27 protein-coding genes and 1 tRNA gene are annotated in these 26,607 nt (G+C 35.8%); 9 read left to right on the plus strand and 19 right to left on the minus strand.

Features of this window, described 5'->3' with window-relative positions; all coding sequences use genetic code 11:
• Positions 1-9: 9 nt before the first annotated feature.
• From RRB46_RS02100 to RRB46_RS02125, 6 genes are all read right to left on the minus strand, one after another.
• A complete protein-coding gene (locus RRB46_RS02100; RefSeq protein WP_311537299.1) occupies positions 10-1,359 on the minus strand; it encodes a PFL family protein in 1,350 nt (449 codons plus the stop codon).
• A gap of 1 nt (position 1,360) precedes the next feature.
• On the minus strand, positions 1,361-1,630 hold the full coding sequence (locus RRB46_RS02105) for an ACT domain-containing protein (protein ID WP_297690036.1): 270 nt from the start codon (positions 1,628-1,630) through the stop codon (positions 1,361-1,363).
• Between the two features lie 207 nt (positions 1,631-1,837).
• Positions 1,838-3,139, minus strand: a complete 1,302-nt coding sequence (locus RRB46_RS02110) for a TRAP transporter large permease (protein WP_297690034.1) — start codon at positions 3,137-3,139, stop codon at positions 1,838-1,840.
• Positions 3,139-3,693 (minus strand): TRAP transporter small permease, encoded by a 555-nt coding sequence (locus RRB46_RS02115; protein ID WP_297690032.1) that lies wholly within the window; start codon positions 3,691-3,693, stop codon positions 3,139-3,141. Before RRB46_RS02115 ends, RRB46_RS02110 begins: the two co-directional genes overlap by 1 nt.
• Complete coding sequence (locus RRB46_RS02120; RefSeq protein ID WP_296127200.1) at positions 3,690-4,706, minus strand: TRAP transporter substrate-binding protein; 1,017 nt, start codon at positions 4,704-4,706, stop codon at positions 3,690-3,692. Before RRB46_RS02120 ends, RRB46_RS02115 begins: the two co-directional genes overlap by 4 nt.
• A gap of 254 nt (positions 4,707-4,960) precedes the next feature.
• Positions 4,961-5,812, minus strand: coding sequence for an SH3 domain-containing protein (locus tag RRB46_RS02125; RefSeq protein WP_311537300.1), 852 nt, complete (start codon positions 5,810-5,812; stop codon positions 4,961-4,963).
• 427 nt (positions 5,813-6,239) lie between these two features.
• On the opposite strand from RRB46_RS02125, the gene RRB46_RS02130 reads away from it, so the two are divergent.
• The 3 genes from RRB46_RS02130 to RRB46_RS02140 are packed head-to-tail and all read left to right on the plus strand — an operon-like array spanning position 6,240 to position 9,597.
• A complete protein-coding gene (locus tag RRB46_RS02130) occupies positions 6,240-7,277 on the plus strand; it encodes a D-alanine--D-alanine ligase family protein (RefSeq protein WP_296127203.1) in 1,038 nt (345 codons plus the stop codon).
• Positions 7,274-8,653: a UDP-N-acetylmuramoyl-tripeptide--D-alanyl-D-alanine ligase gene (gene murF, locus RRB46_RS02135; protein ID WP_311537301.1), complete on the plus strand. Its 1,380-nt coding sequence runs from the start codon at positions 7,274-7,276 to the stop codon at positions 8,651-8,653. Before RRB46_RS02130 ends, murF begins: the two co-directional genes overlap by 4 nt.
• An 11-nt stretch (positions 8,654-8,664) precedes the next feature.
• Positions 8,665-9,597: a 1-phosphofructokinase family hexose kinase gene (locus RRB46_RS02140; protein ID WP_311537302.1), complete on the plus strand. Its 933-nt coding sequence runs from the start codon at positions 8,665-8,667 to the stop codon at positions 9,595-9,597.
• A 43-nt stretch (positions 9,598-9,640) separates the two neighbouring features.
• Here the strand turns inward: RRB46_RS02140 and RRB46_RS02145 are convergent, their stop codons facing one another.
• The 11 genes from RRB46_RS02145 to cls form a co-directional block, all read right to left on the minus strand.
• Positions 9,641-10,291: an ABC-2 transporter permease gene (locus tag RRB46_RS02145; protein WP_311537303.1), complete on the minus strand. Its 651-nt coding sequence runs from the start codon at positions 10,289-10,291 to the stop codon at positions 9,641-9,643.
• On the minus strand, positions 10,291-11,127 hold the full coding sequence (locus RRB46_RS02150) for an ABC transporter ATP-binding protein (protein ID WP_311537304.1): 837 nt from the start codon (positions 11,125-11,127) through the stop codon (positions 10,291-10,293). Before RRB46_RS02150 ends, RRB46_RS02145 begins: the two co-directional genes overlap by 1 nt.
• Positions 11,120-11,503, minus strand: a complete 384-nt coding sequence (locus RRB46_RS02155; RefSeq protein WP_311537305.1) for a GntR family transcriptional regulator — start codon at positions 11,501-11,503, stop codon at positions 11,120-11,122. Before RRB46_RS02155 ends, RRB46_RS02150 begins: the two co-directional genes overlap by 8 nt.
• 121 nt (positions 11,504-11,624) lie before the next feature.
• The gene (locus RRB46_RS02160; protein ID WP_311537306.1) at positions 11,625-15,497 is read right to left on the minus strand and encodes a pullulanase-associated domain-containing protein; all 3,873 of its coding nucleotides are present in this window, start codon (positions 15,495-15,497) and stop codon (positions 11,625-11,627) included.
• A gap of 199 nt (positions 15,498-15,696) precedes the next feature.
• On the minus strand, positions 15,697-16,464 hold the full coding sequence (gene udp / locus RRB46_RS02165; RefSeq protein ID WP_297687783.1) for a uridine phosphorylase: 768 nt from the start codon (positions 16,462-16,464) through the stop codon (positions 15,697-15,699).
• The gene (locus tag RRB46_RS02170) at positions 16,461-17,138 is read right to left on the minus strand and encodes an HAD-IIB family hydrolase (protein WP_311537307.1); all 678 of its coding nucleotides are present in this window, start codon (positions 17,136-17,138) and stop codon (positions 16,461-16,463) included. Before RRB46_RS02170 ends, udp begins: the two co-directional genes overlap by 4 nt.
• Positions 17,116-17,568, minus strand: a complete 453-nt coding sequence (locus RRB46_RS02175; protein ID WP_311537308.1) for a deaminase — start codon at positions 17,566-17,568, stop codon at positions 17,116-17,118. Before RRB46_RS02175 ends, RRB46_RS02170 begins: the two co-directional genes overlap by 23 nt.
• Positions 17,569-17,577: 9 nt before the next feature.
• Positions 17,578-18,810, minus strand: coding sequence for a hypothetical protein (locus tag RRB46_RS02180; protein WP_296127226.1), 1,233 nt, complete (start codon positions 18,808-18,810; stop codon positions 17,578-17,580).
• Positions 18,807-19,670 carry an ABC transporter ATP-binding protein gene (locus tag RRB46_RS02185; RefSeq protein ID WP_296127228.1) on the minus strand — a complete coding sequence of 288 codons (864 nt, stop codon included), beginning with the start codon at positions 19,668-19,670 and terminating at the stop codon, positions 18,807-18,809. Before RRB46_RS02185 ends, RRB46_RS02180 begins: the two co-directional genes overlap by 4 nt.
• Positions 19,660-20,034: a GntR family transcriptional regulator gene (locus RRB46_RS02190; RefSeq protein ID WP_296127230.1), complete on the minus strand. Its 375-nt coding sequence runs from the start codon at positions 20,032-20,034 to the stop codon at positions 19,660-19,662. The genes RRB46_RS02185 and RRB46_RS02190 overlap by 11 nt, the downstream gene beginning before the upstream one ends.
• 103 nt (positions 20,035-20,137) lie before the next feature.
• Positions 20,138-21,736 carry a cardiolipin synthase gene (gene cls, locus RRB46_RS02195; RefSeq protein ID WP_311537309.1) on the minus strand — a complete coding sequence of 533 codons (1,599 nt, stop codon included), beginning with the start codon at positions 21,734-21,736 and terminating at the stop codon, positions 20,138-20,140.
• Positions 21,737-21,830: 94 nt separating this feature from the next.
• Here cls and RRB46_RS02200 point away from each other — a divergent pair, with 94 nt between their 5' ends.
• From RRB46_RS02200 to RRB46_RS02225, 6 genes are all read left to right on the plus strand, one after another.
• The gene (locus RRB46_RS02200; RefSeq protein ID WP_311537310.1) at positions 21,831-22,589 is read left to right on the plus strand and encodes a bifunctional hydroxymethylpyrimidine kinase/phosphomethylpyrimidine kinase; all 759 of its coding nucleotides are present in this window, start codon (positions 21,831-21,833) and stop codon (positions 22,587-22,589) included.
• Positions 22,590-22,599: 10 nt separating this feature from the next.
• A complete protein-coding gene (locus RRB46_RS02205) occupies positions 22,600-23,940 on the plus strand; it encodes an MATE family efflux transporter (RefSeq protein WP_399529817.1) in 1,341 nt (446 codons plus the stop codon).
• A gap of 10 nt (positions 23,941-23,950) precedes the next feature.
• A complete protein-coding gene (locus RRB46_RS02210) occupies positions 23,951-24,217 on the plus strand; it encodes a hypothetical protein (protein WP_296127238.1) in 267 nt (88 codons plus the stop codon).
• Between the two features lie 78 nt (positions 24,218-24,295).
• Positions 24,296-24,371 (plus strand) — tRNA-Ala (locus RRB46_RS02215).
• 120 nt (positions 24,372-24,491) lie between these two features.
• Positions 24,492-25,295 (plus strand): bifunctional 2-polyprenyl-6-hydroxyphenol methylase/3-demethylubiquinol 3-O-methyltransferase UbiG, encoded by an 804-nt coding sequence (locus RRB46_RS02220; RefSeq protein WP_296127240.1) that lies wholly within the window; start codon positions 24,492-24,494, stop codon positions 25,293-25,295.
• Positions 25,292-25,804, plus strand: coding sequence for a GNAT family N-acetyltransferase (locus RRB46_RS02225; RefSeq protein WP_311537312.1), 513 nt, complete (start codon positions 25,292-25,294; stop codon positions 25,802-25,804). The genes RRB46_RS02220 and RRB46_RS02225 overlap by 4 nt, the downstream gene beginning before the upstream one ends.
• 93 nt (positions 25,805-25,897) lie before the next feature.
• On the opposite strand, the gene RRB46_RS02230 is transcribed toward RRB46_RS02225, so the two are convergent.
• Positions 25,898-26,224 (minus strand): hypothetical protein, encoded by a 327-nt coding sequence (locus RRB46_RS02230; RefSeq protein ID WP_296127243.1) that lies wholly within the window; start codon positions 26,222-26,224, stop codon positions 25,898-25,900.
• The gene (locus RRB46_RS02235; protein ID WP_297687750.1) at positions 26,221-26,517 is read right to left on the minus strand and encodes a DUF2089 family protein; all 297 of its coding nucleotides are present in this window, start codon (positions 26,515-26,517) and stop codon (positions 26,221-26,223) included. Before RRB46_RS02235 ends, RRB46_RS02230 begins: the two co-directional genes overlap by 4 nt.
• Positions 26,518-26,607: the final 90 nt, after the last annotated feature.

Here is a 26,607-nt window from a genome sequence, read left to right on the forward strand (position 1 = left end):
ATTATCTCCTTAATTTTTAAATGAGTGGACAGGAGCTGGTATGTGGCCGCCTCTTTTTATCATTATATCTGAATTAGACTCGCCTACATCCATTATTGGTGCATAGCCTAAGAGGCCACCAAATTCTACCCTGTCACCTACATCTTTACCCGGAACTGGGATTATTCTAACAGCTGTTGTCTTATTATTTATTACCCCAAGGGCTGCCTCATCGGCAATCATTGCCCCGATGGATGTAGCTGATATCTTGCCTGGGATTGCTATCATATCAAGGCCTACAGAGCATACACAGGTCATGGCTTCAAGCTTGTCAAAAGAAATATAGCCCTTGCCAGCAGCTTCTATCATTCCCTCATCTTCACTAACAGGTATAAAGGCTCCTGATAGGCCACCGACCCTGGAGCTTGCCATAATTCCACCTTTTTTGACTGCATCATTTAGCATAGCAAGAGCTGCTATTGTTCCATGGCCTCCTACATGGTCGATGCCAATTTCTTCAAGGATTCTTCCTACAGAGTCCCCAATTGCAGGCGTTGGGGCAAGGGAAAGGTCTACAATTCCAAAGTTCTTACCAAGTTTTTCGCAAACTTCCTTGCAAATCAATTCTCCCATCCTTGTAATTTTGAAGGCGGTTTTCTTGATTATTTCATAAATTTCATTGATTGGTAAGTCTTTTTTATTTTCTATGGCTGCCTTTACTACACCAGGACCTGAAATTCCTACACTTATAACAGTTTCAGCTTCACCTACTCCATGGAAGGCTCCTGCCATGAAGGGATTGTCATCAACTGCGTTTGCAAAGACAACTAGCTTTGCGCAACCGAAGGCATCGTCGGTATTTGCTGCCAAGTCCTTTATAGTTTGGCCACAAAGGGCCACAGCATCCATATTTATCCCAGCCTTGCTAGAACCAACATTAATTGACCCGCAAACCAAATCTGTTTGGGCCAAGGCCTTTGGAATAGATTTAATTAATATCTCATCAGCTTTTGTCATTCCTTTTTCTACAAGGGCAGAAAAACCACCGATAAAGTCTACCCCGATGTCTTTAGCAGCCTTATCTAGGACTTTTGCAAAGGGTGTGTAGTCGTCAAGGTCAGTTGCTGCCCCTATCATAGATATAGGTGTCACTGAAATCCTGTTATTTATGATTGGTACTCCGTAGATTTTTGACACTTCCTTTGATATCTTTATAAAATCCTTAGTCTCTCTAATTAGCTTGTCATAAATCTTGGCACAAGCCTTTTCATAATCTGGATCTATACAATCAAAAAGGCTAATGCCCATTGTTAAGGTCCTAATGTCAAGATTTTCTTCATCAAGCATCTTTATGGTTTCTAAAATATTGGTCTTATCCATATCAAACCCTTGTCATAGCATCAAAGAGCTTTTCATTTTGTATTCTTATATCTAGGCCTGTCGCCTCTGATAAGTCTTCAAAGCTCTTTGAAATTTCAGCAAAATCCGCCTTTGCCTGGTTCATGTCTATATTTAACATAGCTACAAATTTATCTTCCATTATGGTTTGGCTCATGTCCAAGATATTTATATTATATTTGAAGAGAATTTTTGTCACTTCATAAATAATTCCTGGTCTATCCTTGCCAATTATTGTCAATATTGCTTTCATACGCTCCTCCATTAGTCTTATTGTACCTATATTTTTGAAAATTAAAAAGGGACTGTTGCAGAATGAATAAATCGTCCCAAATCATTAGAGGAACCTCCACGAAAATTTTGCCTCCATGAGCCGGCAGGCTAGGTAAAAAATTTTCTAAGAGAACCCTCTAATGATGGGACGATAGTTATTCATAGTTTTGCAACAGCCCCTCTTTTTCTATATTAGTCCTGCTAATTGTGGTAAAAACATAGTTACAGCTGGAACATAAGTTACAAGTAATAAACCTAATAAAATTAGTGCATAGTACCTTATCATATATGGCATAACCTTGGCAAGGCTTGTATCCCCAATTTTGATTGCAACAAATAAGGTGTTACCAACTGGTGGAGTAATATTGCCTATACATAGGTTATAAACTATTATAAGTCCAAAGTGAACAGGATGGATACCAAACTCTTGGACAATAGGTAAAAATAAAGGTGTAAAAATTAATATAGCAGGGGTTACATCCATAAAGGTTCCTGATATTAATAAGATCACATTCATTATCAATAAGATAATTATAGGATTATCTGTAATTGATAAGAGGCTTTCACCAATCATTTGTGGGATACCGGTAAAGGCCATTACCCATGATAGGATGTTAGAAACACCTATCAAAAAGACAACTATAGCACTCATCTTAGCTGATTCTACTAGGATATTTATTATCTTTTTAAAGTTAAGATTCTTATAAACTAGGCCAAGTATTAGGGAATAGACTACTGAAATAGCTGAACCTTCTGTAGCCGTAAATACTCCGGCTACTATACCGCCTATTACTACTATAATTAAGCCTAGAGATGGTATGGCTGCTATTGTAGCCCTTCCTAGGTTAGACCAGGAGAATTTTCCTTCAGTGCCCTTATAACCTTTCTTCTTAGCTACAAAGATTGCAATTATTATACAAGCCAAGCTCCATATAAGACCTGGTATATAGCCTGCCAAAAATAGGGCAGCTACTGATGTACCACCTGATACTAAAGAATAGGTGATTAGGGCATTTGATGGCGGAATCAAAAGTCCTGCTGGTGCACTTGCTCCATTTGAAGCTGCAGATAAGGCCTTATCATAACCTAATTTGTCCTCGCCTTCCTTAACCATTGATCCAACAGCTGCTGCAGCTGCTGATGCAGATCCAGAGATTGCTCCAAAAAGAGCGTTGGCCCCTATATTTGTAACAAGAAGGGCACCTGGTAATTTACCAAGGATTGCCATTACAAAATCTACTAATCTCTTGGCTATACCACCCTCATTCATAAAGTTACCTGCTAGGATAAAAAATGGGATGGCTGTAAGGGTAAATGATCCCATGCCTACAAAGGTCCTTTGTGCTGCTGTTAGTACCGCAACATTTAGCGGAATTGTGGCAAGAATTGTAACGATTGATGCTATACCAATTGAAAAGGCAATTGGCACTCCTAATATAAGTAAGGAGGCTAAAACTATTAATATAACTGCTAAAGCTTGTCCACCCATTACTTACCTCCTTCGCTTTCATATTTGCTTACTTCGCTTGCTTCATTGGCAATTCTTTCAGAAATCTCTGAAGCACTTGCTGCCTTAAAGAATTTAACCTTACCTGCTAGGATATCTTTGATATTAAGTATACAAAAGATCATATTAATAACTCCTGCTATTGGAAGAGGTATATAAAACAAACCTATTGGCAAACCTAGTGATGAAGTCATTTGGTTTAGGGCAAGCTTTGTAATCCTGATTCCTCCGTAGCTAAGAACTACTAGAGAAAAAATAAAAATAATTACTTCAGAAAATATAGCTGCATATTTTTGTGTTTTGACCGATTTTGTATCGATTAGAACAGGTATATTCATATGGCCTCTTTCACTTACCACAAGGCCTGCTCCAAAAAGAGTTGACCAGGCAAATAAATATCCTACTAGCTCTTCAGACCATGTTGATGGCTTGCCTAGGATATATCTGGTAAATACTTGCCAAACTACAAATAAAAGCATAGCAAGAAGGGTGCCTGCTGATAAGATTTTCATTAAATTATCTAGTGCTTTTCTCATTTAGCTTCCTCCTTAGCTGGGTATTTCTTGTTATATTCTTGAATTTTTTCATAGAATGGTTTTAATTTTTCATTCCTATTTAGAACCTCTTCTGTAAGTGGCGCAACAGCCTCAACAAATGGCTTTTGGTCTGGATAGATAAAGTTTACTCCAAGCTTCTTGGCTCCTTCTTTTGCCTTATCCACAGCACTTACCCATTCTTCTCTTTGGACCTTATTTAAAACTTTAAAGCCCTCGTCAAATACCTTCCTGTCTTCCCCAAGAGACTCTAACCATTCATAATTAGCAAGGACAATATCAGGAATCATTTGGTGCATATCATATGAATAATACTTGCACACCTCGCCGTGGCCATTGTCTGTAAGACTCATTTCATTATTTTCAGCCCCATCAATAATTCCTGATTGAAGAGCTGTGTAAACCTCACCAAAGCCCATAGGAGAAGCAGATCCTCCAAGTAGGTTCATCATCCTAACATTAGTAGGTGATTGTTGAACCCTTATCTTTAGACCCTTAAGGTCATCAGGTTTTTCTATAGGTTTATCTTTGGTATAAAATGACCTTGAACCAGCATCAAGCCAGGTAACAGCCTCAAATCCCCCATCTCTTGTAGAGGTGAAGATTGGATCTGTTATAGACTTATCATCCATAACTGCATGGTAGGCCTCGCTTGAAGCAAACAAATATGGTAGGTTAAATATTTCATAAACATCATCAAAAGTTTCAAGTATTGAGTTACTTGCAACAACCATATTTATAGCTCCAGTCTGAGTAAGCTGGACCATGTCAGTTTGGCTACCTAATAGTTCTGATGGGAAAACTTGGATATCATACTTATCTCCAAGCTCATTTTCCACATATTTTTCAAAGGCTAAGAGTCCAAGGTGAGTAGGATGGTTTTGCGATTGGTTGTGGCCAATCCTTATTATCTTCTTTTCTGGTTTAGAAGAACAAGCAACCATAGTCACTAGGACTAATAGACAGAGTATAAGATTTTTAAATCTTTTAAACATAATTCCTCCTTATAAAATTTTTCTGAAAGCAAAACATAAATAACTTAGCAAAAAATATTAAAACAGCCAACAAGTTAGGGCTGTTTCAAATTTTCAAGCTTTTATATTTTAATAAAAATCTGTAATCGATTTCACTTTCACTTAATAAAAGTATATTAAAAATTTTTGTTTTTGTCAACAAATAAAAAATGTAGCAAAGACCTATCCATCGTGGATAAATCCTGCTACATTTCATTCTTTACTTAATTTTTAGCTTAATACCAGCCATTTCTTTGCCAGAAAGCTTGGGCATTTTCCCATGAACCATATCTTTGAGCTACATAGTTATCTGCTGCAGCTTCTTGTTCAGCTGGGCTTGCTCCGTAAGAGATTAGGGATGGGTTAAGTTGGTATCTACCATAGTATCCACCTCTTGGGTTGTAAGCTTGGTAAGAACCACCTGATTCTCTTTGAGCTATCCATTCCTTAGCCCAGTTTGAAGATCCTTGGTAAGATTCATTTGTGTTTTGAGCTGGTGCTTGACTTTGGGTATTTTGTGCTGGAGCTTGATAATAATTTGTTTGGGTTTGGTAATTATTAGCCTTAACATTATTATTTGTGCTTGTTTGTGTTTGATTTACTTGGGCATAGACATCTTGTCTATCTCTAAAGCTTTTTAGTAGACTATAGTGGATAAATCCTTCCTTATCATCTACTTTTACCTTTACAAAACCATTTTCAGCCACATCAATTGCCTCTACCTTTTTACCAGCATCTAGCACTTCGATTACGTCTGAATTTAGATTATCTTCACTTCTGAAGTTTGTAGCGCTTACTACTTCTGTTTCTTCAAGTAGGTGGAAAAGGTCGCTTGATACGAAAGCTTTTTTGCCATCAAATTCGATTTCAAACCAACCATCTTTTTCATTTTTGATTTCATAAACGTCTTGATCATCGATAAGGCCTATGATATTATCACCAAGTTTTGCTTCACTTCTAACATTTACACCGTTAGCTGCGTTTTTATTAAGTACAGCACTTGCTGCTTCTGCATTTCTTCCTGTTAGGCCAAATACAGACGGTATAACTAGGGCTGCCGCTAGGGCGTATTTAGTAAAAATTTTCATTTTCTTCTCCTCTTTAATCTTTCTATATAAAGTAAATTATTTTTTTCTTTAACCTTGCTAGCATTTTGTAACAATAGTTACAATTTGATAACAAATCTTTTTTACAAGACCTAGTATAACTTTTAATTGTGTGGAAATTATGTAGATTCGTCTAAATATTACAAAATCTTTACAAAATTTTTAAAGCTTAGAATTTCAAGCGTTTTCCCCAGATTTTTATCAAAGCATAAGCCTTTTACCAAAGTCTTTTTTGAGTATTTTCAGTAAATTATGGGCAAATTCCTACACATTTCCTTTATAATTAGTTTTTATTTTGTAACAATTTTCTTCTTCTTATTTCTTAACTTCCTTATAATAGCTATTTGATTTGCCCATATTCTTAATAAGAGTAAAATTTACATAGATATATAAATGAAAGAGAGAAAGTATGAAAACTGTCTACATCCTATGTGGCGGCCCTTCTAGCGAGCATGATATTGCCCTTAGAAGTGCTCTTAATATTGCCAAAAATTTAAATAAAGAAAAATACAATATAAATCTTATATATATAGATAAGGAAGGAAAATTCTCACCAACTTTTTTTGATTACGACGAGTCTGATGAATTTTCTTTAGTTAAGACAATTGATAAGTCAAGACAAGAATCTATCGCAGAATTCCTTATAGAAGTAAGCAAAAATGACCTAGCATCCACAATTATCCTACCAGTTGTCCATGGGACCTATGGGGAAGATGGTACTATCCAAGGCTTTTTGGATGCCACCGGCCTAAATTACATCGGTAACGGCCTTTTATCTTCTGCTATTTGCATGGATAAGGTTACAAGCAATGATATATTTGAAAAAAACGGCCTTAAACAAGCTAAATACAAATATGCTTATAAGGAGGATTTCACAGATAGCTTTATAGATGAATGTATAAAAGAAATCGGACTTCCTCTAATTGTAAAGCCATCTGCCAATGGTTCTTCTGTTGGAGTTTCTAGAGTTGATAGCAAGGAAGATTTCAAAAAGGCTGGCCTTGAGGCTTTAAAATATGACCGCAAGGTCCTTGTTGAAGAATTAATTGTAGGCCAAGAAATTGAATTTGCTGTTCTTGGTGATGGTTCAAAAATTGATGTGTCACTCCCAGCTGCCTACATCACTGACCACGTATTTTTAGACTACGATGCTAAATACTTTTCAAAATCTACTAGAGAAGAGCTCCCTTATCACATGGAAGAAGATGAATATGACAGAGGTCGTGACTTCGCCAAGGCCTGCTATAAGGCATGTGGATGCGAAGGTTTTGCCAGAGTTGATATCTTTTATACAAAAGATAAGGAATTTTTCATCAACGAAATCAATACCTTCCCAGGCTTTACTCCTTCTTCATTTTTCGGAAGAATGGCAGAATCCCTCTACCAAATATCTTTCAGTGAGCTTTTAGATAAGCTTATAGAAGATGGTTTTAGGAGGGCTTTATGATTAAAAGAAGTCTTAGCCACATATCGAAAATGATTGGTGGCGAACTTTCTGACGAGGCTTTTTCAGATATTGAAATCTGTGGAGTTTCAACAGATTCTAGAACCATAGATCCAGGCGAGCTTTACATCCCCCTAGTTGGCGAGGTCTTTGATGGGAGAATCTTCATCAAAGAGTGCGAAGAAAAGGGAGCAGCCGCCTTTATTGTGGATAAGGATTATAAGATAAATAAAAATGTCACCATCCCTTACATAAGGGTAGAAGATACAAAAAAGGCCCTCCAAGACTTGGCTAAGGCCTATAGGGACGAGCTTAAGTGTAAGGTAGTTGCCATAACAGGATCAAATGGCAAGACAACTACAAAGGACCTCCTTGCAACCATCTTAAGCGAGAAATTTAAGACCCAAAAGACCAAAGGTAATCTCAACAACGAAATAGGAGTACCAAAGACAGTCCTATCCCTAGATGATGATTGCGAAATAGCTGTAATAGAGTTAGGTACAGATAATTTTGGAGATATTTCCCTAACAAGTAGGATTGTAAGACCTGACATATCAATGATCACAAATATAGGTGATAGCCACCTTCACAACCTTAAGAGCAAGTCAGGCATCCTAAAGGCCAAGCTTGAAATCCTTGAAGGAATGACAGAGGATGGAACCTTCATCTATAATATAGATGACCCAACCATGAAGGAAGAAGTCCCTACTTATGCTATCAAGCAAAAAGTCCTATCCTTTGGTACAGATCCTGAAGCAGACTTTAGGATAAATTTTGAAAAGTCACCATCATCAAAATTAAGGTTTTCAAATAAGGACGACCTTTACGAAATCCCACTAATTGGCAAGCACAATGTCTACAATGCGGCAGCTGTAGTAATGATAGCCCAAATCTTTGGCCTAGATAAAAAAACAATTGATAAGGGCCTTATGAAGGCAAAATCAAGCCAAAATAGGTCTGAACTCTTAGAGCTAAATGGCTTTGATGTCCTAGATGATTCCTACAAGTCAAATCCACAAGCCCTCCTTGCAGGCCTTGAGACAGTATATGAATTATTTGGCTACAATAAAAAAATTATTTGCCTATCAGATATGCTAGAGCTAGGCGAAGATGAAGCAAAACTCCACTACCAAGTAGGAGAAAAAATCGATCCAAAAAAAATCGACTATTGCCTGTTCTACGGTCCCCTATCAGCCCACATGTATGAGGGTGCCCTTCAAAATTTCAAGCCTAATAAGTGCTTCTATTTTGAACATAAGGATGGCTTAGTAGAGAAATTAAAATCCCTAATAAGCCCATGTTCCCTTGTCTTTGTCAAAGGCAGCCACGGCATGCACATGGAAGAAGTAATAGACCAGGTAAGAAACTTAAATATATGAAAGAGGAAAAAATGATTTATACAGTAACCCTAAACCCATCTATAGACCTCTATGTAGAGGTAGATAAGCTAAATCCAGGCTACAACAACAACATCAAAACAGAAAGAACCCTACCAGGTGGTAAAGCAATAAACGTATCAAGAATCCTATCACAAATTAGGATACCAACCACAGCTACAGGCTTCACTGGAGGCTACCAAGGCCTATTTATCAAAGACTGGTTAAGCAAGGAAGATATCCTAGCAGACTTTGTAGATATAAAAGAAAATAACAGAATTAACATCAAAATCTTTGAAAATCTAGAAGAAACTGTAATAAACTTCCAAGGTCCAACCATATCCTCAGAAGAAGTCGAAGAACTCCTTTACTACCTAGCCAGAGTAAGGGAAGGAGATACTATAATCTTTGGTGGATCAGTACCTCCAATGGAAAACGGCGAAGATTCCGACATCTATGACAGGATGGTAGAAATAGCAAAAGCCAACGGAGCCTACTTCGTAGCAGATGTACCAAGCCAATACCTCCTAAACATGGTGAAAAATGGCCCACTCCTAGTAAAACCAAACGGAGAAGATATAGAAGAAATCTTTAATGTCAAAATCGAAGATAAGATGGACTATATCCCTTATGGCAAGGAACTAATCAAAATGGGAGCTAAATACGTAATAATATCCTACGGTTCTGAAGGATCCATGTTCTTTACAAGTGATGGGGTCTATGCAGCAGCTCCAGTAGAAGATGATAGCGAAATCATAAACACAGTAGCCTGCAGGGATGCCATGATAGGTGGCTTTATAGGTACAATTGTTAGAGATAACGACCCAATCGAATCTTACATGGTAGCAGTAGCAGCAGCATCTGCCACAGCCAGAGTCCTAGACCTACCAACAAGAGATCAAATAATAGACATCCTCCCATTAGTGGATATTGAAATAATAGAATAAAAAAAATCGTCCCAGACCTTAAAAAGTTGGGACGATTTTTACTTTAAAAATCTCTTTTTTTGTAAAAATTAATAGAAAGTTTGATTGAAATTGTAAGAAAAATGACAATAAGGATGACAAGTCCGATTACAATCATCGATTCATTTTCCTCTACAAACTTTAGAATTGGTCCAAAGTCTTTTATAAAAGCTCCTATGACCATTCCTAATATCCCAATAATAAGTATCGGTAAATATCCAAAAGTCTTAGCTTTTGTATAACCGTATTTAAAAAACATTGGATATTGAAAGGAAATTATTACCGAATATATAATAAAGTTAATTCCTATAAGCATCGACATATCAAGGCCTACTGGCATATTTTTTATAAGAGAAATTATAATATAGATTGAAAATCCAATTAGGTTTGCAAATATAAAAATAAAACCAGCTAGGATATACCTACCTATGACAACCTTTTTGCTATCAATAGAAAAAATCTTATATAAGCCATCAATTCCAGAATTTTCTCCTAGTAAAAATGGAAAGGTTGAAAAAATTACCGCAAATGACAAAGTCATTGATAGCATTACGAAAGGAGATTTATTAATATAGGAATAAATAAGAACTATACCTAATGGTATGATTAAATTTTTCAAAGTATAATAGGGTTTCATTGAAATTATATCTAGTTTAATTTGTTTTTTAATATCCATCATATCCTCCCATAATAAATCATTATCTGGTCAATACTTGGCACTTCTACCACCAAGGCTTCATCTTCCTTATAGCCTTCTCTTGAGACTAGGGCCTCAAAATTATATTGGCTCTTCTTTTTTCCATAAATTTTAAGGTTTTTTATCTTTTCAAAATCGTCTAAGCCACCCTTTATTAGTAAAAATTTATCATAAAATTCATCCTTACTGCCTTCAAAGACGATTTTCCCCTGGTCTATAAAGATAATATAATCTGCTATCCTATCGAGATCTTGAGTTATGTGAGTAGAAAATAAAACTGTATGATTGGGATCTTCCATAAAGTCTAAAATCATATCCACAAGTTCATCCCTCATGGCAGGGTCAAGGCCGCTTGTTGGCTCATCTAGGATTAGGATTTTTGCCTGGTGGGAAAGAGCTACTGCAAGCATTAACTTTATCTTCATTCCCCTTGATAGGTCAGAAACTTTTTTCTCCATTTCTAGGCCAAACCTTTCAAGATATCCATAATAGGTGCTAGCTTCCCAATTCTTATAACCTACACTCATGGCCTCATTTACCAAATCTAAGGTCCAATCCTTGCCCAAAAATGAATCATCCATGACAAGGCCCACATCTTGAAGGTAGGATAAATCTTCTATTTTTTTCCCATCTATAAAAATTTCCCCATCGTAATTTATAAGGGATAAGAGGGCCTTGATAGTAGTGGTCTTTCCCATGCCATTTTTGCCAATAAAGCCAGTTACAAAGCCTTTTTTGATGGCAAAATTATTTGGTCCGAGTTTAAATTTGTCATAAGTTTTACTAAGATTTCTAGCAAGAATCTTATCAGTCATTATAATCTCCTTCATACAAATAAGTTACAAGTTCTAAAAAATTTTCCTTTTCCATAGCCAAGTCTTTTGATATTTCAATCGCTTTTAGCAAACTTTCTTCCAATTTCTTTTGCTTCTCCTCTCTCCTAAGGCCTGGATCATCTTCTCCTACAAAGGTTCCAAGACCCTGACGGCTTTCTATAAAGCCTTCGCTCTCAAGCTCATCATAAGCCTTTTTTACCGTCAATATAGATATAGAAAGCTCACGAGCAAGAGCCCTTACAGAAGGAAGTTTCTCACCTGCTTTTAAATTTTCTTTTAAAATCTCATCCCTGATGGCATTTTTAATTTGTTCATAAATTGGCACTGGCGAGCCATTTTTAATAATTATTTTCAAATTCTTTCCTCTCCTCTATAACAGTATATAACAGTTTATAACACTTGTCAATTATTTCTACAAATCTCTTATCCTATGAATTTTCCCATAAGAAAAACCGCTATTTCTAGCGGTTTTCTTCTTAATAATCATAGCAATTTTCTAGTTTTTTGAGAAGTTCATAAGCTTCTTTCCTTAGGATTTCTGATCTTTCTAAGAGTTTTTCTAGCTCATGTCTTACTGATTTTACTGTTTCTGGATACTTATCTAGTAGGTATCTTGCTGCCTTTGATGTGATTAGGTTTTTATTATAAGCTTTCTTTAGGGCATCGTAGTTTCTTTTTAGCCTTAGATTTTTACCACAAGTCTTGCCTAATTCCTTGAAATTATTGGCTCTTAGGTTGTAGTATACCCAATAATAGTCATCATCCCTATCCTTTTTAGACTTGGATGGTTTTTCTTTCTCAGGCTCTTTCTTACCTGGTTTTTCCTTTTCTGGGTCTTTCTTGCCTGGTTTTTCTTCTAAATCTTTACCTGGTTTTGTATCTTTTTCAACTTTTTCCCATACAGCAGTTAGCATTAGGACCTTATCATCTTTAGCTAGGACATCTTTATTAAACTTATCATTAAGATCAAAGGTCTTGTCTGTACCAAGTATTACCCATTTAATAAACTTATAGCCATCTCTAGTAGGTTCTTTTATGACTTCTATCTTTTCACCATCTTTTACTTTTACTCTTTGGCCAGCTGGACTTCCAGCATTTCCATTAAAGATTAATAGGTATTCTTGTTTTGATGGTTCTGATGGTTGTTCTGGTTCAGTTTTTTCTGTTGTTGTAGTTGGTTTTTCTAATTTGCCTGTTTTTGGATTAACTTCGTAGATTGTTGTGATGATTGTAGTTGATCCATCAGCGTTTTCCTTGGTCTCTACTTGCTTGTTTCCTACTTTGGTTAGTCCATCTTTGGCTTCTTTGATTGTTTTTTCTATTACTTCATCTTCTTTGCCTGGCTGAGATACGGTTGTAATTTCTTTTTCTCCGTCTACTGGAGCTTTTTCTACTTTTTGTTGACCGAATTCTACATTTTCGTCAGCTTGGTATCTTACTTTGCCTGGAACTTTTTTGGTTGTTACTTTTCTTGTTTTAGCAATATCTTCGATTGTTCCTGCTGGCATACTTGTTTTTCTTGTAGAGGTTGGGTTTTCTAATTTACCTGTATCTGGATTTACTTTGTAGATTGTGGTTGTGGTTGTAGTTGAACCGTCAGCATTTGTCTTAGTTTCAACTTTCTTGTTTCCTACTTTGGTTAATCCATCTTTGGCTTCTTTGATTGTTTTTTCTGTTACTATATCTTTTTTTCCTGGATGAGATACGATTGTGATTTCTTTTTCTCCGTCTACTGGAGTTGTTTCTTCTTTCTTTTCTTTGAAATTTAAGCTTTCATCAGCCTCATAGGTTACTTTGCCTGGTATAGTTTTTCTTTCTATTTTTGTTGTTTTGGCAATGTCTTCTATTGTTCCTGCTGGCATGCTGGTTTTTATTGTTTTATTTGGGTTTGTTAATTCACCTGTGTCTGGATCTACTTGGTAGGTTGTTGTAGTTGTGGTTGTTGAACCATCTGCGTTTTTCTTTGTTTCTACTTGCTTGTTTCCTACTTTGGTTAATCCATCTTTGGCTTCTTTAATTGTTTTTTCTATTACTTCATCTTCTTTGCCTGGCTGAGATACGATTGTGATTTCTTTTTCTCCATCTACTGGAGCTTTTACCACTTCTTTTGTTCCATAAGCTAGATTATCGTCAGCTTGGTATTTTATTTTGCCTGGAACTATTTCTGTCTTTGTTTTGGTAGTTTTTGCTATATCTTCTATTGTGCCAGCAGGCATGCTTGTTTTTGTTGTTGCAGTTGGGTTTTCTAATTTGCCTGTTTTTGGATTAACTTCATAAATTGTTGTGGTGGTTGTAGTTGATCCATTAGCGTTTTCCTTGGTCTCTACTTGCTTGTTTCCTACTTTGGTTAGTCCATCTTTGGCTTCTTTGATTGTTTTTTCTATTACTTCATCTTCTTTGCCTGGCTGAGATACGATTGTGATTTCTTTTTCTCCATCTACTGGAGCTTTTACCACTTCTTTTGTTCCATAAGCTAGATTATCGTCAGCTTGGTATTTTATTTTGCCTGGAACTATTTCTGTCTTTGTTTTGGTAGTTTTTGCTATATCTTCTATTGTGCCAGCAGGCATGCTTGTTTTTGTTGTTGCAGTTGGGTTTTCTAATTTGCCTGTTTTTGGATTAACTTCATAAATTGTTGTGGTGGTTGTAGTTGATCCATTAGCGTTTTCCTTGGTCTCTACTTGCTTGTTTCCTACTTTGGTTAGTCCATTTTCTGGCTCTTTTGTAACTTTTTCTGTTACTACAGGGTCTTTACCTGATTCAGATACGGTTGTAACTTCTTTTTCTCCATCTACTGGAGTTTTTTCTTCTTTCTTTTCTTTGAAATTTAAGCTTTCATCAGCCTCATAGGTTACTTTGCCTGGTATAGTTTTTCTTTCTATTTTTGTTGTTTTGGCAATGTCTTCTATTGTGCCTGCTGGCATGCTGGTTTTTGTTGTTGCAGTTGGGTTTTCTAATTTGCCTGTTTTTGGATTAACTTCATAAATTGTTGTGGTGGTTGTAGTTGATCCATTAGCGTTTTCCTTGGTCTCTACTTGCTTGTTTCCTACTTTGGTTAGTCCATTTTCTGGCTCTTTTGTAACTTTTTCTGTTACTACAGGGTCTTTACCTGGTTCAGATACGGTTGTAACTTCTTTTTCTCCATCTACTGGAGATTTTTCTACTTTTTGTTGACCGAATTCTACTTTTTCGTCAGCTTGGTATCTTACTTTGGCTTGGATAATTTCTGTTCTGGTTGTTTTAGTAATTTTATCATTATAAGTTTTAGTTGACGGATTTCCAAATTCAAACTCTATTCCCTTTTGATGCTTTGGATATAAAGTTCTATTGCGTTTATCTGCTCCACCTATATCCCTCATCCATTCTCCATTTTCATCCTTTTTTCTATTAGTTACAAAGAATGGAATTTCATCAAGTCCTTTTGGTACTTCAGTTGTTGCATATGAGTATCCATCTTCTCCAGGAATAAGTTCTAAGAACTTTCCTTCTTCACCTTCGTGCCAATACCATATTCCATAGCCTTCCTTAGCGTTTTTGACTCTAAAAGTAATGGTTTCTTTTTCATTTAAATCTGGTTCGTTGCTTGCTCTTACGAGATCTTCTGCTTTATCATCCTTTATAATCAAGGTCCTATATCCATTTTGATCTTTAGTACCCTCATACTCCCTAATTGCGCCATTATCCTTAGCAATAAAGTACCTTACTTCTTTACATTTGCCATCAAGACTTATCTCAGCATATTTACGACCTTTTGAGTCAGTTTTATCAAACTTAGCCCTTACTAATTCATAATTATCATTGTAAAGCCAAACTTCCCATCCTCTTACATCTTTTCTTAAATAATATATTCTTATTACAGTCTTATTAGATTTTTCTAGTCCATCAGAATCGTTTCCAGAGTTTGAAGTATTATCTTGACCATTTGGATTTGTAACATAGTGTTCTACAACTCCCGATTTGACCCATATTTCTGTTGTATCATTATCTTTTAAATTAAAAATTCTATTTTGCTCAACATCTTTTTTCCAACCATTAGCTATATCAGCAATTATATAATTAATGGTTTTTACATCTTTGCTAACTTCAAGCTCAATATAAGGACCATAGCTATCTTTTTTGTTAAATTTATATTCTTTTCCATCTTCTCCATCATACCACACCCAAACACTATAATTTTTCGTTTCTTTATTAAAATGGATTCTTACAGTTTTTGTGGTTTTGGGTATAACCTGATTCGCTTCTGATTGAGCAAAGGTCTTTGCAATTGGACTTGTTGTTATACCGCCTATTAATAGTAAGGCTAAACTTAAACTGCATGCTTTTAGTACTTTGTTTTGCTTTATTTTCATTTCTTCTCCTTTGAAAACGATTCTTAATATTTCAAATATACTGTACAACTTAGTTTTTGATTTATCAATCTTATTTATTGTCTTATATTTATAAATTTCTAAAATTCTTTTAATTTTATTGGGTTTTGTTTTTGATTATTTATAAAAAATATGCCCCATATTAATATAATATAAAAACCGCTATTTCTAGCGGTTTTGATTACTTATCTTCTTTTATTAATTTTCTAAGGGCTTCTATACCAAGCCTTATAGCTATGTCTGTGTCGTGGACTACTGGATTATCTAGCCCCTTTCTTTCTCTTTCTTGGTTGGCTACTACCAAAAAGCATGAACCTACCCTTACTTTTAAAAATCTTCCTACTGTAAATAGGGCTGCTGATTCCATCTCGCTGGCTAGGGTTCCTAGTCTTTTCCAGGCTTCCCATTTGTTGGTGAGCTCATAGGAGACTGGCATGAGGTCTGCTTCGTGCTGACCGTAGAAAGAATCCTTGCACTGGACTACTCCCACATGGCTTGTTAGGCCCATTTTATTGGCACTTTCCTTAAGGGCTGATGTTATTTCAAAATCTGCCACTGCTGGAAATTCAGTTGGGGCGTATTCCTTGCTGGTGCCTTCTGCCCTGATTGCTGCCTGGCCTATGACAAGGTCCCCACTTTTGACATCTAGGTCTATTCCCCCACAAGTACCTACTCTTATGAAGGTATGAGCTCCGATTTTGCTTAGCTCTTCTAGAGCTATGGCTGCGGATGGACCACCTATGCCTGTGGATGTGACTGAGACCTTGACTCCATCTAGGTAGCCGGTGTAAGTTATATATTCACGATTGTCGCCTACTTTGACTGGATTATCGAAGTATTGGGCAATTTTTTCGCTTCTCTTAGGATCACCTGGCAGGATTACATAGCTTCCTACATCGCCTTCTTTTAGTCCTATGTGGTATTGTCTGCCATCTTCTGTATATTTCATATGACCTCCTTGATTAAATCTGCAATCGATTCTACCCTATACTTACAAAGCTCGTTTACATAAGGGTTTGTTACATAAGATAGGGTATAGGACCTTTTGGTCGCTTTTAAAAATACTATGTCATTGTAATCATCGCCAATGGCGTAGATTTCATCTTGGTATTTATAATAGTCCTTTATTATATCTATACCCCTTTGCTTATCAATTCCTCTATTTACTACATCTACTACTCCTATTGAATAATGAAAATCAAATAGGTCTTTATATCTATTTTCTACTTGGTCCTCTGTGTAGATGGCTAGGGCCATGATATCCTTATCTACATCTTCTAAATCATAAAGCTTCCTATCTTCGGTAAAGATTGTAACCTCATAATCTTTTTCATATAGGTCGACAAATTTTTGAGCACTTGCCTTCTCGATTACAGATTTGAAAATTTCCTTATAAGATTCATCTTCTCTTACGAGGATATGGCCACCATTGTTGGCTATTATAAAGTTCGGAGCTATTTTTCCTTCTATGAGAGGAGCAAGATTGTGGTAGGATCTACCTGTTACAAGGCCAAAAAGATTTCCAGCATTTTGGAAATCTCTTATGGCTTTTATATCGTTTTTGCTTATGGACTCGTCAATTAAGATTGTCCCATCAAAGTCAGATGCTATTAGCTTCATCATCTTCTATCTTTATATATTCTATATTATTTTTTTCTAAAAGCTCTATTGCATAATCATCCACACGATAGGCATTCCTGTAATAAATTTTTTTGATGCCTGCCTGAATGAGTGACTTGGTGCAATTTAGGCAAGGAAAATGGGTCACATAGCAGATGCAGTTATTGACACTTATGCCTTCCTTGGCACAATACAAAAGGGCGTTCATCTCAGCGTGTATTGTGGCTATACAGTGGCCATCTCTCATGGTGTGGCCTATTTCATCGCAGTGGCTATTGCCCTTAATAGATCCATTATAGCCTGTTGATACTATCCTATTTTCACCATTTACTATAACACAACCCACATAGGCCCTATCACAAGTTCCTCGCATAGCTACTGTTTCTGCCAACCTCATAAAATATTCATTCCATGTTAATCTATCTTTTGCCATTATTCACTCCTAAAATTTAAGTCTTATCTTAAATAGGATATCAAATAACTTGTAAGATATCAAGAGGGATAGGCCGTAGGCTATGATATTTATAAAAATATTTGTTACATCAGTGCTTAATATGCCTGTTGTTATCATAAAAATTAATGATGTGAGGCTTAGGATGCCAGACCACTTGCAAATATTTGAAATCACCTTATTCTTAACCATGTAGCCTGATCTTTCTGCAGATGACTTGCCTATTAGAAAATAGGAGGCTACCCCTATTATTAAGGCTACAACTAAACCTGCCCACACGGATGATGTCTTTTCAAAGTTAACATTAATTAAGGATAGAAAGACTTGACCGGCTGGGCTTAGAGTCTTTTTAAAGGCATAAAAGCTATCATTTGCCCTACTTGCAAGGCCTTCACCAAATACTGCCATAAAGGAGAGTACTATAAACTTAAACCATTCTATAAAGCCTATGGCAATTACTGAAAGTCCCATATGGCCTAAGAAATTTCCTGCAAGGAGTCCTAGGGAAACGCCAACTATACTAGCAGATATAAGAGATAGGATTGATTTTAAAATGAAAGTCCCAAATCCTTCAAAGCTAGCAATTTCAGAAAAGACTGAGCTTTTTACAAGTCCGCAAACTATGACAGAATTTATGATAAATAGGCCAAGACCAAAGACTAGGCAAATGCCTATCTTCATGACAAATTCCTTTTTCTTTGACCAAGGAAGCATCCTTGTAAAGTCGTAATAGTTTAGGGATTCTTCTATTGATGTCAGTGCCATGGCTAGGATGAAAATAAAAGCTATAGTAAAGCTCATAGTAATTGTTAGATTATCTACGGCCTGGAATTTATTATCCTTATATGCTTCTACGATATTTACAAAATCGTCGTAGGCATAATACTTATCAAGTATTCCATTTTTATCCATCTTTTCATATTCATCTTCACTTAACTTCCTATCCATGTCTCTAGAAAGCTTGTATTTTTTGGCAAATTCTTCAGCAAGTTTTTTGCTATCTTCCAGATATTTTTCATCGAATTTCTGATCATCAAGGTGGACACTTTCCTTATTCATGTACCTTTCAATCTCTATGATGCTAGAATAAAGTCTTCTCTTATTCCAATCTATATTTTGTTTTACTCCAAGGACATTTGAAAGAGTTAGGAAAAATCCTAAAAGGATAAGCCAAATAGCATATCTTTTCCAGGATATTTTTAATAGTTTCTTAAAATCTCTCATATTTTTCCTCCTGCTTCCATGTAGAAGTAGTCTTCTATATTTAGACCTAGGATATCGTATTGGACAATCTGATCATCTGATAGGTATTCGCTTAAGAGCTTATCATCAGCCTTGATCAAAATTACCTTGACCCTGCCAAGGGATGATATTATCACAGAACTATCTGCCAGGGTCTGTGGGAGTTTGTCCTTGACTACTACTTGGACCTTTCTGATGTTTTTAGTGTCTTGGCTTGTGTTTTTAAGCTTGCCATCCTTTGATAGGTAGAGGATTTCTTCACAAATTCCTGCCAGATAATCTAGCTCGTGGCTTGAAGCAAGAACTGTCCTACCAGCTTCCTTAGCATCTAATAAATAAGATAGGATTAGCTTTTTATTTAGGACATCCATCCCATCAAGGACTTCATCGACAAGGATTATATCAGCCCCACTTGCCAAAATTGTAATTAGGCCTAGGAGATTTTTCTGACCTTTGGAGAAGTTTCTAATCGTTTGATTAGGATCTATTTCGTTTTTGTTAAGTTGGCAAAAGAAATAGTCGCTATCAAATTTTTCATAAATTATCTTATAAAAATCTGGCACATCCTTTGCCTTATAAAAAGAAAAGTAGTCAAACCTATCTGGCAAAAATCCTATGTGAGAAATTAGCTTTGGGTCATCTGTAAGTTCTTTCCCATCCAGGCTAAATTTCCCAGAATCTGCCCTATAAATACCGCAGAGGATTTTAAGGAGGGTTGTCTTGCCTGACCCATTTCTGCCTACTATGCCTGTAATCGTGCCTGGCTTTAGGTCAAAGCTTACATCTTCCAGGACCTTGTTTTTGCCAAAGGCCTTTGTGATATTAGAAACCTTAAAAATCATCTATCTCACCTCTTACTTTCTCATAAAGGGATATAATCTCTTCCTTAGTCACCTGCAAAAAAATCGCCTGGGACATATCTTCTTCTAATTTCCTTAAAAAGTCTTCCTTTTCTAGATTAATCTTTTTGTCATCTAGCTTGATAATTGTGCCTACTCCTGGCTTACTTTCAATGATTCCCTGACTTGCCAGCTCCTTAAACGCCTTGGATACGGTGGTTTGGTTGATCAAAAGTTCTTTTGATAAGTCTCTTACTGACGGAAACTTATCGCCATTCCTAAAGATACCACTTGCTATAGCTATCTTTGTCTGATCAACTATTTGCATATAAAGAGGACTGTCAGAGCTAGTATCTAGCTTAAACATCTTAACTCCTTATTGTTTGGTTATATGCCATACATCATATAATAATTATATAGACTTTCTTAATAATTGTCAAGAAAAAAAGCCCTAAGACTGGGCTTAGGACTCACATCAAAGGAGCAAATGGCTTTAGGAGTGCACCTGCTAGCTTTGTTCTTAATTTCATATTTTTTACTTCTTCTTCTGTGACAAGTTGACTAACTTGGAAAAACTCATCAAAGTCTTCTTTTATAGTCTCAAGGGACTTGGATTTATAAATTAAGACTCCGCATTCAAAGTTTTGGTAAAGGGCCCTATAGTCAAGGTTTATTGTACCAACCATACCAATCTTGCCATCAGCAAGCCAAGTTTTTGAATGAACAAAGCCTGGAGTATATTCATAAATCTTAACTCCATACTTAATAAGTTCCGCAAAATGAGTCTTGGCAAGGTTAAAGGCAACTTTTTTATCCGGTATGTGAGGTATACAAATTCTCACATCTAACCCCTTTTTAGCCGCAGCTTGAAGGGCAGATATAATCTCATTATCTACTATAAAGTATGGAGTCATGGCATAGACATAGTCTCTAGCATTATTTACCATATCAAGGAAAATATTTTGGCAAAGCCTCTCATCGTCAGTTGGATTGTCAGAAAAGGCCACATAATAGCCATCGTGGTCTTTGCTAGGCTTGGCTACTAAATACTTGTTATAATCTTCAACTACAGTCTCAGGATTTGCTGCATTCCACATGGTCAAAAATAAATTGGTAAGGGCGTCTACTCCCAGACCTTCTAGCCTAAGACCGCAATCCTTCCAATGGCCGAACCTTTCATACCTATTTATATATTCATCGGCAAGGTTGATTCCACCAGTATAACCCCACTTGCCATCAACAACCATGACCTTCCTGTGGTCCCTGTTATTTAGGTAGGTTGAGATAATTGGATACATCTTGGAAAAGACCCTGAATTTGATACCAAAGTCTTCCATCTCCCTTTCAAAGTCGCTGTGAAGCCTAGTAATGAGATTTGACCCATCTATTAGAAGCCTTACCTCGACTCCTTGGTTGACTTTTTTAACCAATTCTTCAAGAATAGTTCCCCGCATATAGCCATAATCTAAGATGAAAAACTCCATAAAGATAAAGCTTTCAGCCTTTCTAATATCCTTGATCATAGCCTTAAACATGTCATCACCAAGTTTATAATACTCTGACCTTGTCTGATTGTATACAGGAAATCCCCCAGTGTTTTTAAGGTAGGAAGTTAGGTTTATAAACCTCTTATCTTCAATATTTTCAACAGCTTCCTTAGTCATTGCCTGGTGGTGATTTTTGCTTGCATCTGCCTCAATTTCTAATACCCTCCTATGTATCCTCCTGTAGCCTATTCTAAAGTGAGCCATTAAAAATGCAACTAAGGCAAAGGGAGGTGCCACAAAGATAAATAGTGACCATGATAGCTTCATGTAAGGATTCATTTCATCCAAATTCAGGATTATTATCATCATTACAAAGGAAATAACAGAAGAACCTCCCAATAACCAGTATTCATCAATAGCAAAGTGCCTATAAAGTCCATAAATTATAAAAATCTGGCTGATTATCAAGAAGGCAAAAAGACCAGTTCTTGAGAATATAAGGCTGCCCATCCCCTTTTTAGTCTTCTTGACATACTTATTTTCTTTAACTTTTTTAAGCAATAATTTTTTCTTCTCGTTCATATGGTAATTATACCCAAATCCACTTATTTTTCTCTTATATTTGACAATATAATTAAAGTTCATAAGATATATATAAGGAGAATAAGGAGTTTAAATGAAGAATGTTTTAATTTTAAATGACTTCGTATCCAAGGGCAAGATTGCTGCACGACTTATGGCATCAGTCTTAGCTTACATGGATGTGGAAGTTTTTTTGTTACCAACAGCAATGATTGCAAATAACTTTTCCCTAGGCGGAAATGCATTTTTAAATACAAATAGCTACATTAAAGATTGCCTAAATAATTGGACAAGACTTGGTTTTAAGTTTGATACAATCTTTATAGGCTATATCGATGATGTTGAACAAAGAAATCTAATAAGAGATTTTTTAGAAAATCTAGACTATGAAACAACAATAATCCTAGACCCAATAATGGGTGATGATGGCAGCCTCTATCCAGGTCTTGATGATGGAAAGATTGAAAATTACAAGTCCCTTATAGACCTGGCTGACATTGTAATTCCAAATGAAACAGAAGCAAAGTTTTTAGACCTTGATATAGATTCTTTTAAAGATAATAAGAAAGAATTGATTATAACTTCTAGTAAGGATGAAGATAAGGATTGTGTCAAAGTCTATGGCAAAAATGAATTCACAATCTATTTTGACAAGCAAGACCTCAAGGTCGGTGGGTCTGGAGATTTGTTCGATGGACTTTTCATAGGCTATAAATTGAAAAATTATGACTCAGAAGCTGCAATTGATAAGACTTGCCAGGATATAATCAAAATTTTAAGGGCCAATGATAAAGATAAACCTGGTGCAAGCGAGGTAAATATTGAAAAATACCTCACACTTATAAAGGGATAGGAAAATGCAAATAGCAGATAAAGCCTATTTCAAAAAATCTCTTGAAATAGCCTGGCCAGCTGTTCTTGAGTTTTTATTTATTTCCATAGCAGGTATGATAGATACCTTCATGGTATCAAGCATGGGCCCATCAGCCATATCAGCGATAGGACTTGTTACCCAGCCAAAATTTATAGCCTTATCGGTTTTCTTCTCCATAAATGCATCTGTATCGGCACTTGTAGCCCGTAGGCAAGGAGAAGGTAAGAGATTTAAGGCAAATGAAACCCTTACAACAGCGCTTTATATTATGATATTTTTTGTAATAGTGGTAGATCTAATCATGATCCCTCTGGCTGATCCAATTCTTAAATTTGCCGGATCAAATGCAGATACCCACGACCTAGCCTACCAGTATTACATCATAACCATGGTGGGAATGTTCTTTAACTGCCTATCAATGCTAATAAATGCTGCCCACAGGGGATGTGGCAATACAAGGATAGCCTTCTTTTCAAATCTTGTATCATCTTTTGTAAATATTGGATTTAACTTCCTACTCATAAATGGTAAATTTGGATTTCCAAAAATGGGAGTAGCCGGTGCAGCCCTTGCCACAGTTTTAGGTACAGTAGTAGCATCAATAATGTGTATAATAAGTCTACTTTCAAAAACTTCTTATATGAGCTTAAGCCAAATAATAAAAACTAAATTTAAATTTTCACTAGAAATTGCAAAAGAAATCAAAAACCTAGCAGTAAATATCTTCATAGAAAACGTATCAGCCAGGGTGGGATTCTTAGTAACAGCAATCACAGCTGCAAAACTAGGAACAGATGCCTTTGCGGCCCACAATGTTGGAATGAACTTCCTATCCGTGTCATTTTCCCTAGGAGATGGTATGCAAGTAGCAGCCATAGCCCTAACAGGAAATGCCCTCGGTGCAGGCCTTAAAGAAGAAGCTAAAAAATACGGCAAAACCTGCCAGCAAATAGGCTTTTTAGCATCTATAATAATATCAGCAATATTGATATTTTTCGGAAGAAGCATATTTTCTATATTTTTTAATAAAGAACATTTACTCGACATGGGTGTTGAAATTTCAAGGTTCTTGATATTTATCAACCTCATACAAATATCACAAATTATCTATGGGGGTTGCTTAAGAGCCGCAGGTGATGTAAAATATACCTTAGGAGTTGCACTAGTATCTGTTACATTGATCAGATCAATAGTAACTCTTATCTGTGTTAACATACTAAACTTAGGACTAGCTGGTATCTGGATTGGTATCCTATCTGACCAAGCATCAAGGTTTGTAAGTTTAAGATACAGATTCAACAAAGGAGAATGGGTACACAAGAAAATTTAGGAGGGTACAAATGAAAAAATTACTATCACTACTAGCTCTATCTTTAGTGCTAACAGCATGTGGAAACTCAGCAGACAAGAAAGCTGAAGAACCAACAGAAACAACTACTAAAACAGAAGCTCCAGCAGAAGAAAAAGCTGAAGAAAAAGTAGAAGAAGCAAAAGATGCTCAAGAAGATGCTGACAAAGCTGAAGATGAAGCAAAAGATGCAGCTAAAGATGCAGCTGAAGAAAAAGTAGAAGAAGCAACAGAATCAAAAGACAAAGGAAATAACTAATAGTAATTTCACTAAGTCAAAAAGCCATCCATCTGGGTGGCTTTTAAATTTCTTCTGTGGTATAATAAATTTATATTTGGGGAATTAGCTCAGTTGGGAGAGCGCTTGGCTGGCAGCCAAGAGGTCAGGGGTTCAAGTCCCCTATTCTCCACCAAATAGCAAACATCCGAGGAATTGATTCTCGGATGTTTTTTTATAACAAGGTTTTTTCAAGTTCAATAACTTCTGCCACATCTTATTTATTTTAAGGTATATTTACATAAAGGAGAATTTCATGGACATGGAAAATATTATTAAAATAGATGATGATTTAGAAAGAAACGAAGAGCTCTATAAGCTTTTTGACGAGGAAGCCCGCCTTAAATCAAGGACTGGCCTGGTTGAGAAAATTACTACCCAAAGGGAAATTGATAAATTAATTAATAAAGATTCCAGGGCCCTTGACATAGGGGCTGGAACAGGTGTTTATACTATCCCCCTTGCTACTAAAATTAAAGAAGTTGTTGCTTTTGAGCCAGCAAGTTCAAATTTTAAGGCCTTGGAGGCGAAGGCTAAGGAATTTCCAAATATTAGGTCTTACAACAAGTCATCTTTTGACCTTAAAGACTTGGAAGATAATTATTTTGACCTAGTTCTAATCTTTGGTCCTATGTATCATCTCTCTAACGAAAAAGACAGGAAGGATGTCTTAAATCAAGCCAAAAGAGTCTGCAAGGATGATGGCCACATCTTAATTTCCTTTATAAACCACGATATGGTTTTAATTAGCGAAACTATAAACTTCAATACAGATATTTTTTCAGGACCTAGCTATGATAGTGAAAAACAAAGGTTAATTGATAGGCCCTTTGTATTTTTTAAGGTCAATGAAGCTAAAAAAATGATTGAAGAAGCGGATATAAAAATAAAAGAAATAATAGCAAGCGATGGTTATGCAGAAGTTTTGAGTAATAAGCTTGAGGAAATGACTGAAGAATCCTTCAAAAATTACCTAGACTGGCACCTAAGCCACTGCAAGGACCCAGAAACGCTCGGTGCAACTAACCACCTGCTTTTTGTAGGTGAGAATAAAAAATGAAAAATATCAACTTATACATCCCAAAAGAAAAGGAATTAGACTTTGCCAAAAATCTCCTAAAAGATCCTGCCACCATGGCCTACAACAAGGGCTATGATTTGGATTTTCCTGGCTATGATAAGGAAACTGGCACTATCAGCCATGATGATACCTATCGGAAAAAATGGTATGACCTTTATTTTACTAATCCAGGAGAATATTTTTACGCCTATATTTATGACAAAAATCTAAAAGCCTTTGTAGGAGATGTTAATTTTCATCCTTCAAAGCTTAACCCTTATACAAGGGATATAGGAGTTGTGATTAAAAACGAATTTAGGGGTCAAGGATATGGAAAATTAGGACTAAAACTTTTAATCAAGAAGGCTTTTTCCTTTGATTCTATAAGGGTCCTTCACAATGATTTTGAAAAAGAACGTGCAGCTGCTTTAAAAATCCATGAGGATTTGGGATTTAAAATCATTCACGAATCTGATGAAATCTTATATCTTGAGCTTGAAAATAAATAATTCGAAACTATCCGAAAATACAAAACTATAGAGTAATTAAAATCCAATAAAAATTCAAAAACAGAGCTAAGGTCAACCTCAGCTCTGTTTTTTTTACATATCCATTATTTCCATCTTGTCTAGTTCATCTTTTTGTTTTTTCTTATTTTTGTAGTAAATATAAACCAAATAGTGAATCATTGTTGGGATATTACCTATAAGAATTGCTCCTATGAAAGTTGGTATTGTATTTTTCTCACTACCAACTGCATCAAAAGACATCTGGCCTATCAACCACAAAGTTACATTTAAAAAAGATAAGATAGGTATTATAAGGCCCCATTTTCCTTTGGTATTTTTACAAACTATAATTTGAATTATTAGGGGCAAAATTATAAGAAACAATCCTAGAAATATTATAGTATTTACTGCTAATCTCATCTCTCTTCTCCTTCTTTTTTGTATTCTTCAATCAAAATTTTAGCCGCATCTAGGCTTATCTTCTCATCTATGGCTAGCTTTTTAATTAGGGCAATATAAGAATTTTCTTCTCTTTGGTCTGCTAGTTTTATTTTTTGAATTAGCCTATCAAGCCTAAGCCTGACTGTCGGATAGGATACACCGTAGATTTTTGCCATTTCCTTTAAGGATCCCGATTCTAGGATAAATCTCTTGATAAAGTCAATTTCGCTATCATCGAGATTTTCTATCCATTCTCTCTTATCATTTCCCATGGCATCCTCCTTTGTTAATACCATTATAAACCTAAATAATATTAAAGTCAAGTTTAATTTTATTAAAAATAATTAAAAATACTACTTTAA

Origin of the sequence: uncultured Anaerococcus sp. (assembly GCF_963512375.1) — a bacterium.
Lineage (GTDB): Bacteria > Bacillota > Clostridia > Tissierellales > Peptoniphilaceae > Anaerococcus.

What these genes read in the sequence shown, in the direction of transcription:
- RRB46_RS02100 (WP_311537299.1), bottom strand. Translation starts at nt 1,359, where the DNA reads ATGGATAAGACCAATATTTTAGAAACCATAAAGATGCTTGATGAAGAA.
- RRB46_RS02105 (WP_297690036.1), bottom strand. Translation starts at nt 1,630, where the DNA reads ATGAAAGCAATATTGACAATAATTGGCAAGGATAGACCAGGAATTATT.
- RRB46_RS02110 (WP_297690034.1), bottom strand. Translation starts at nt 3,139, where the DNA reads ATGGGTGGACAAGCTTTAGCAGTTATATTAATAGTTTTAGCCTCCTTA.
- RRB46_RS02115 (WP_297690032.1), bottom strand. Translation starts at nt 3,693, where the DNA reads ATGAGAAAAGCACTAGATAATTTAATGAAAATCTTATCAGCAGGCACC.
- RRB46_RS02120 (WP_296127200.1), bottom strand. Translation starts at nt 4,706, where the DNA reads ATGTTTAAAAGATTTAAAAATCTTATACTCTGTCTATTAGTCCTAGTG.
- RRB46_RS02125 (WP_311537300.1), bottom strand. Translation starts at nt 5,812, where the DNA reads ATGAAAATTTTTACTAAATACGCCCTAGCGGCAGCCCTAGTTATACCG.
- RRB46_RS02130 (WP_296127203.1), top strand. Translation starts at nt 6,240, where the DNA reads ATGAAAACTGTCTACATCCTATGTGGCGGCCCTTCTAGCGAGCATGAT.
- murF (WP_311537301.1), top strand. Translation starts at nt 7,274, where the DNA reads ATGATTAAAAGAAGTCTTAGCCACATATCGAAAATGATTGGTGGCGAA.
- RRB46_RS02140 (WP_311537302.1), top strand. Translation starts at nt 8,665, where the DNA reads ATGATTTATACAGTAACCCTAAACCCATCTATAGACCTCTATGTAGAG.
- RRB46_RS02145 (WP_311537303.1), bottom strand. Translation starts at nt 10,291, where the DNA reads ATGGATATTAAAAAACAAATTAAACTAGATATAATTTCAATGAAACCC.
- RRB46_RS02150 (WP_311537304.1), bottom strand. Translation starts at nt 11,127, where the DNA reads ATGACTGATAAGATTCTTGCTAGAAATCTTAGTAAAACTTATGACAAA.
- RRB46_RS02160 (WP_311537306.1), bottom strand. Translation starts at nt 15,497, where the DNA reads ATGAAAATAAAGCAAAACAAAGTACTAAAAGCATGCAGTTTAAGTTTA.
- udp (WP_297687783.1), bottom strand. Translation starts at nt 16,464, where the DNA reads ATGAAATATACAGAAGATGGCAGACAATACCACATAGGACTAAAAGAA.
- RRB46_RS02170 (WP_311537307.1), bottom strand. Translation starts at nt 17,138, where the DNA reads ATGATGAAGCTAATAGCATCTGACTTTGATGGGACAATCTTAATTGAC.
- RRB46_RS02175 (WP_311537308.1), bottom strand. Translation starts at nt 17,568, where the DNA reads ATGGCAAAAGATAGATTAACATGGAATGAATATTTTATGAGGTTGGCA.
- RRB46_RS02180 (WP_296127226.1), bottom strand. Translation starts at nt 18,810, where the DNA reads ATGAGAGATTTTAAGAAACTATTAAAAATATCCTGGAAAAGATATGCT.
- RRB46_RS02185 (WP_296127228.1), bottom strand. Translation starts at nt 19,670, where the DNA reads ATGATTTTTAAGGTTTCTAATATCACAAAGGCCTTTGGCAAAAACAAG.
- RRB46_RS02190 (WP_296127230.1), bottom strand. Translation starts at nt 20,034, where the DNA reads ATGTTTAAGCTAGATACTAGCTCTGACAGTCCTCTTTATATGCAAATA.
- cls (WP_311537309.1), bottom strand. Translation starts at nt 21,736, where the DNA reads ATGAACGAGAAGAAAAAATTATTGCTTAAAAAAGTTAAAGAAAATAAG.
- RRB46_RS02200 (WP_311537310.1), top strand. Translation starts at nt 21,831, where the DNA reads ATGAAGAATGTTTTAATTTTAAATGACTTCGTATCCAAGGGCAAGATT.
- RRB46_RS02210 (WP_296127238.1), top strand. Translation starts at nt 23,951, where the DNA reads ATGAAAAAATTACTATCACTACTAGCTCTATCTTTAGTGCTAACAGCA.
- RRB46_RS02220 (WP_296127240.1), top strand. Translation starts at nt 24,492, where the DNA reads ATGGACATGGAAAATATTATTAAAATAGATGATGATTTAGAAAGAAAC.
- RRB46_RS02225 (WP_311537312.1), top strand. Translation starts at nt 25,292, where the DNA reads ATGAAAAATATCAACTTATACATCCCAAAAGAAAAGGAATTAGACTTT.
- RRB46_RS02230 (WP_296127243.1), bottom strand. Translation starts at nt 26,224, where the DNA reads ATGAGATTAGCAGTAAATACTATAATATTTCTAGGATTGTTTCTTATA.
- RRB46_RS02235 (WP_297687750.1), bottom strand. Translation starts at nt 26,517, where the DNA reads ATGGGAAATGATAAGAGAGAATGGATAGAAAATCTCGATGATAGCGAA.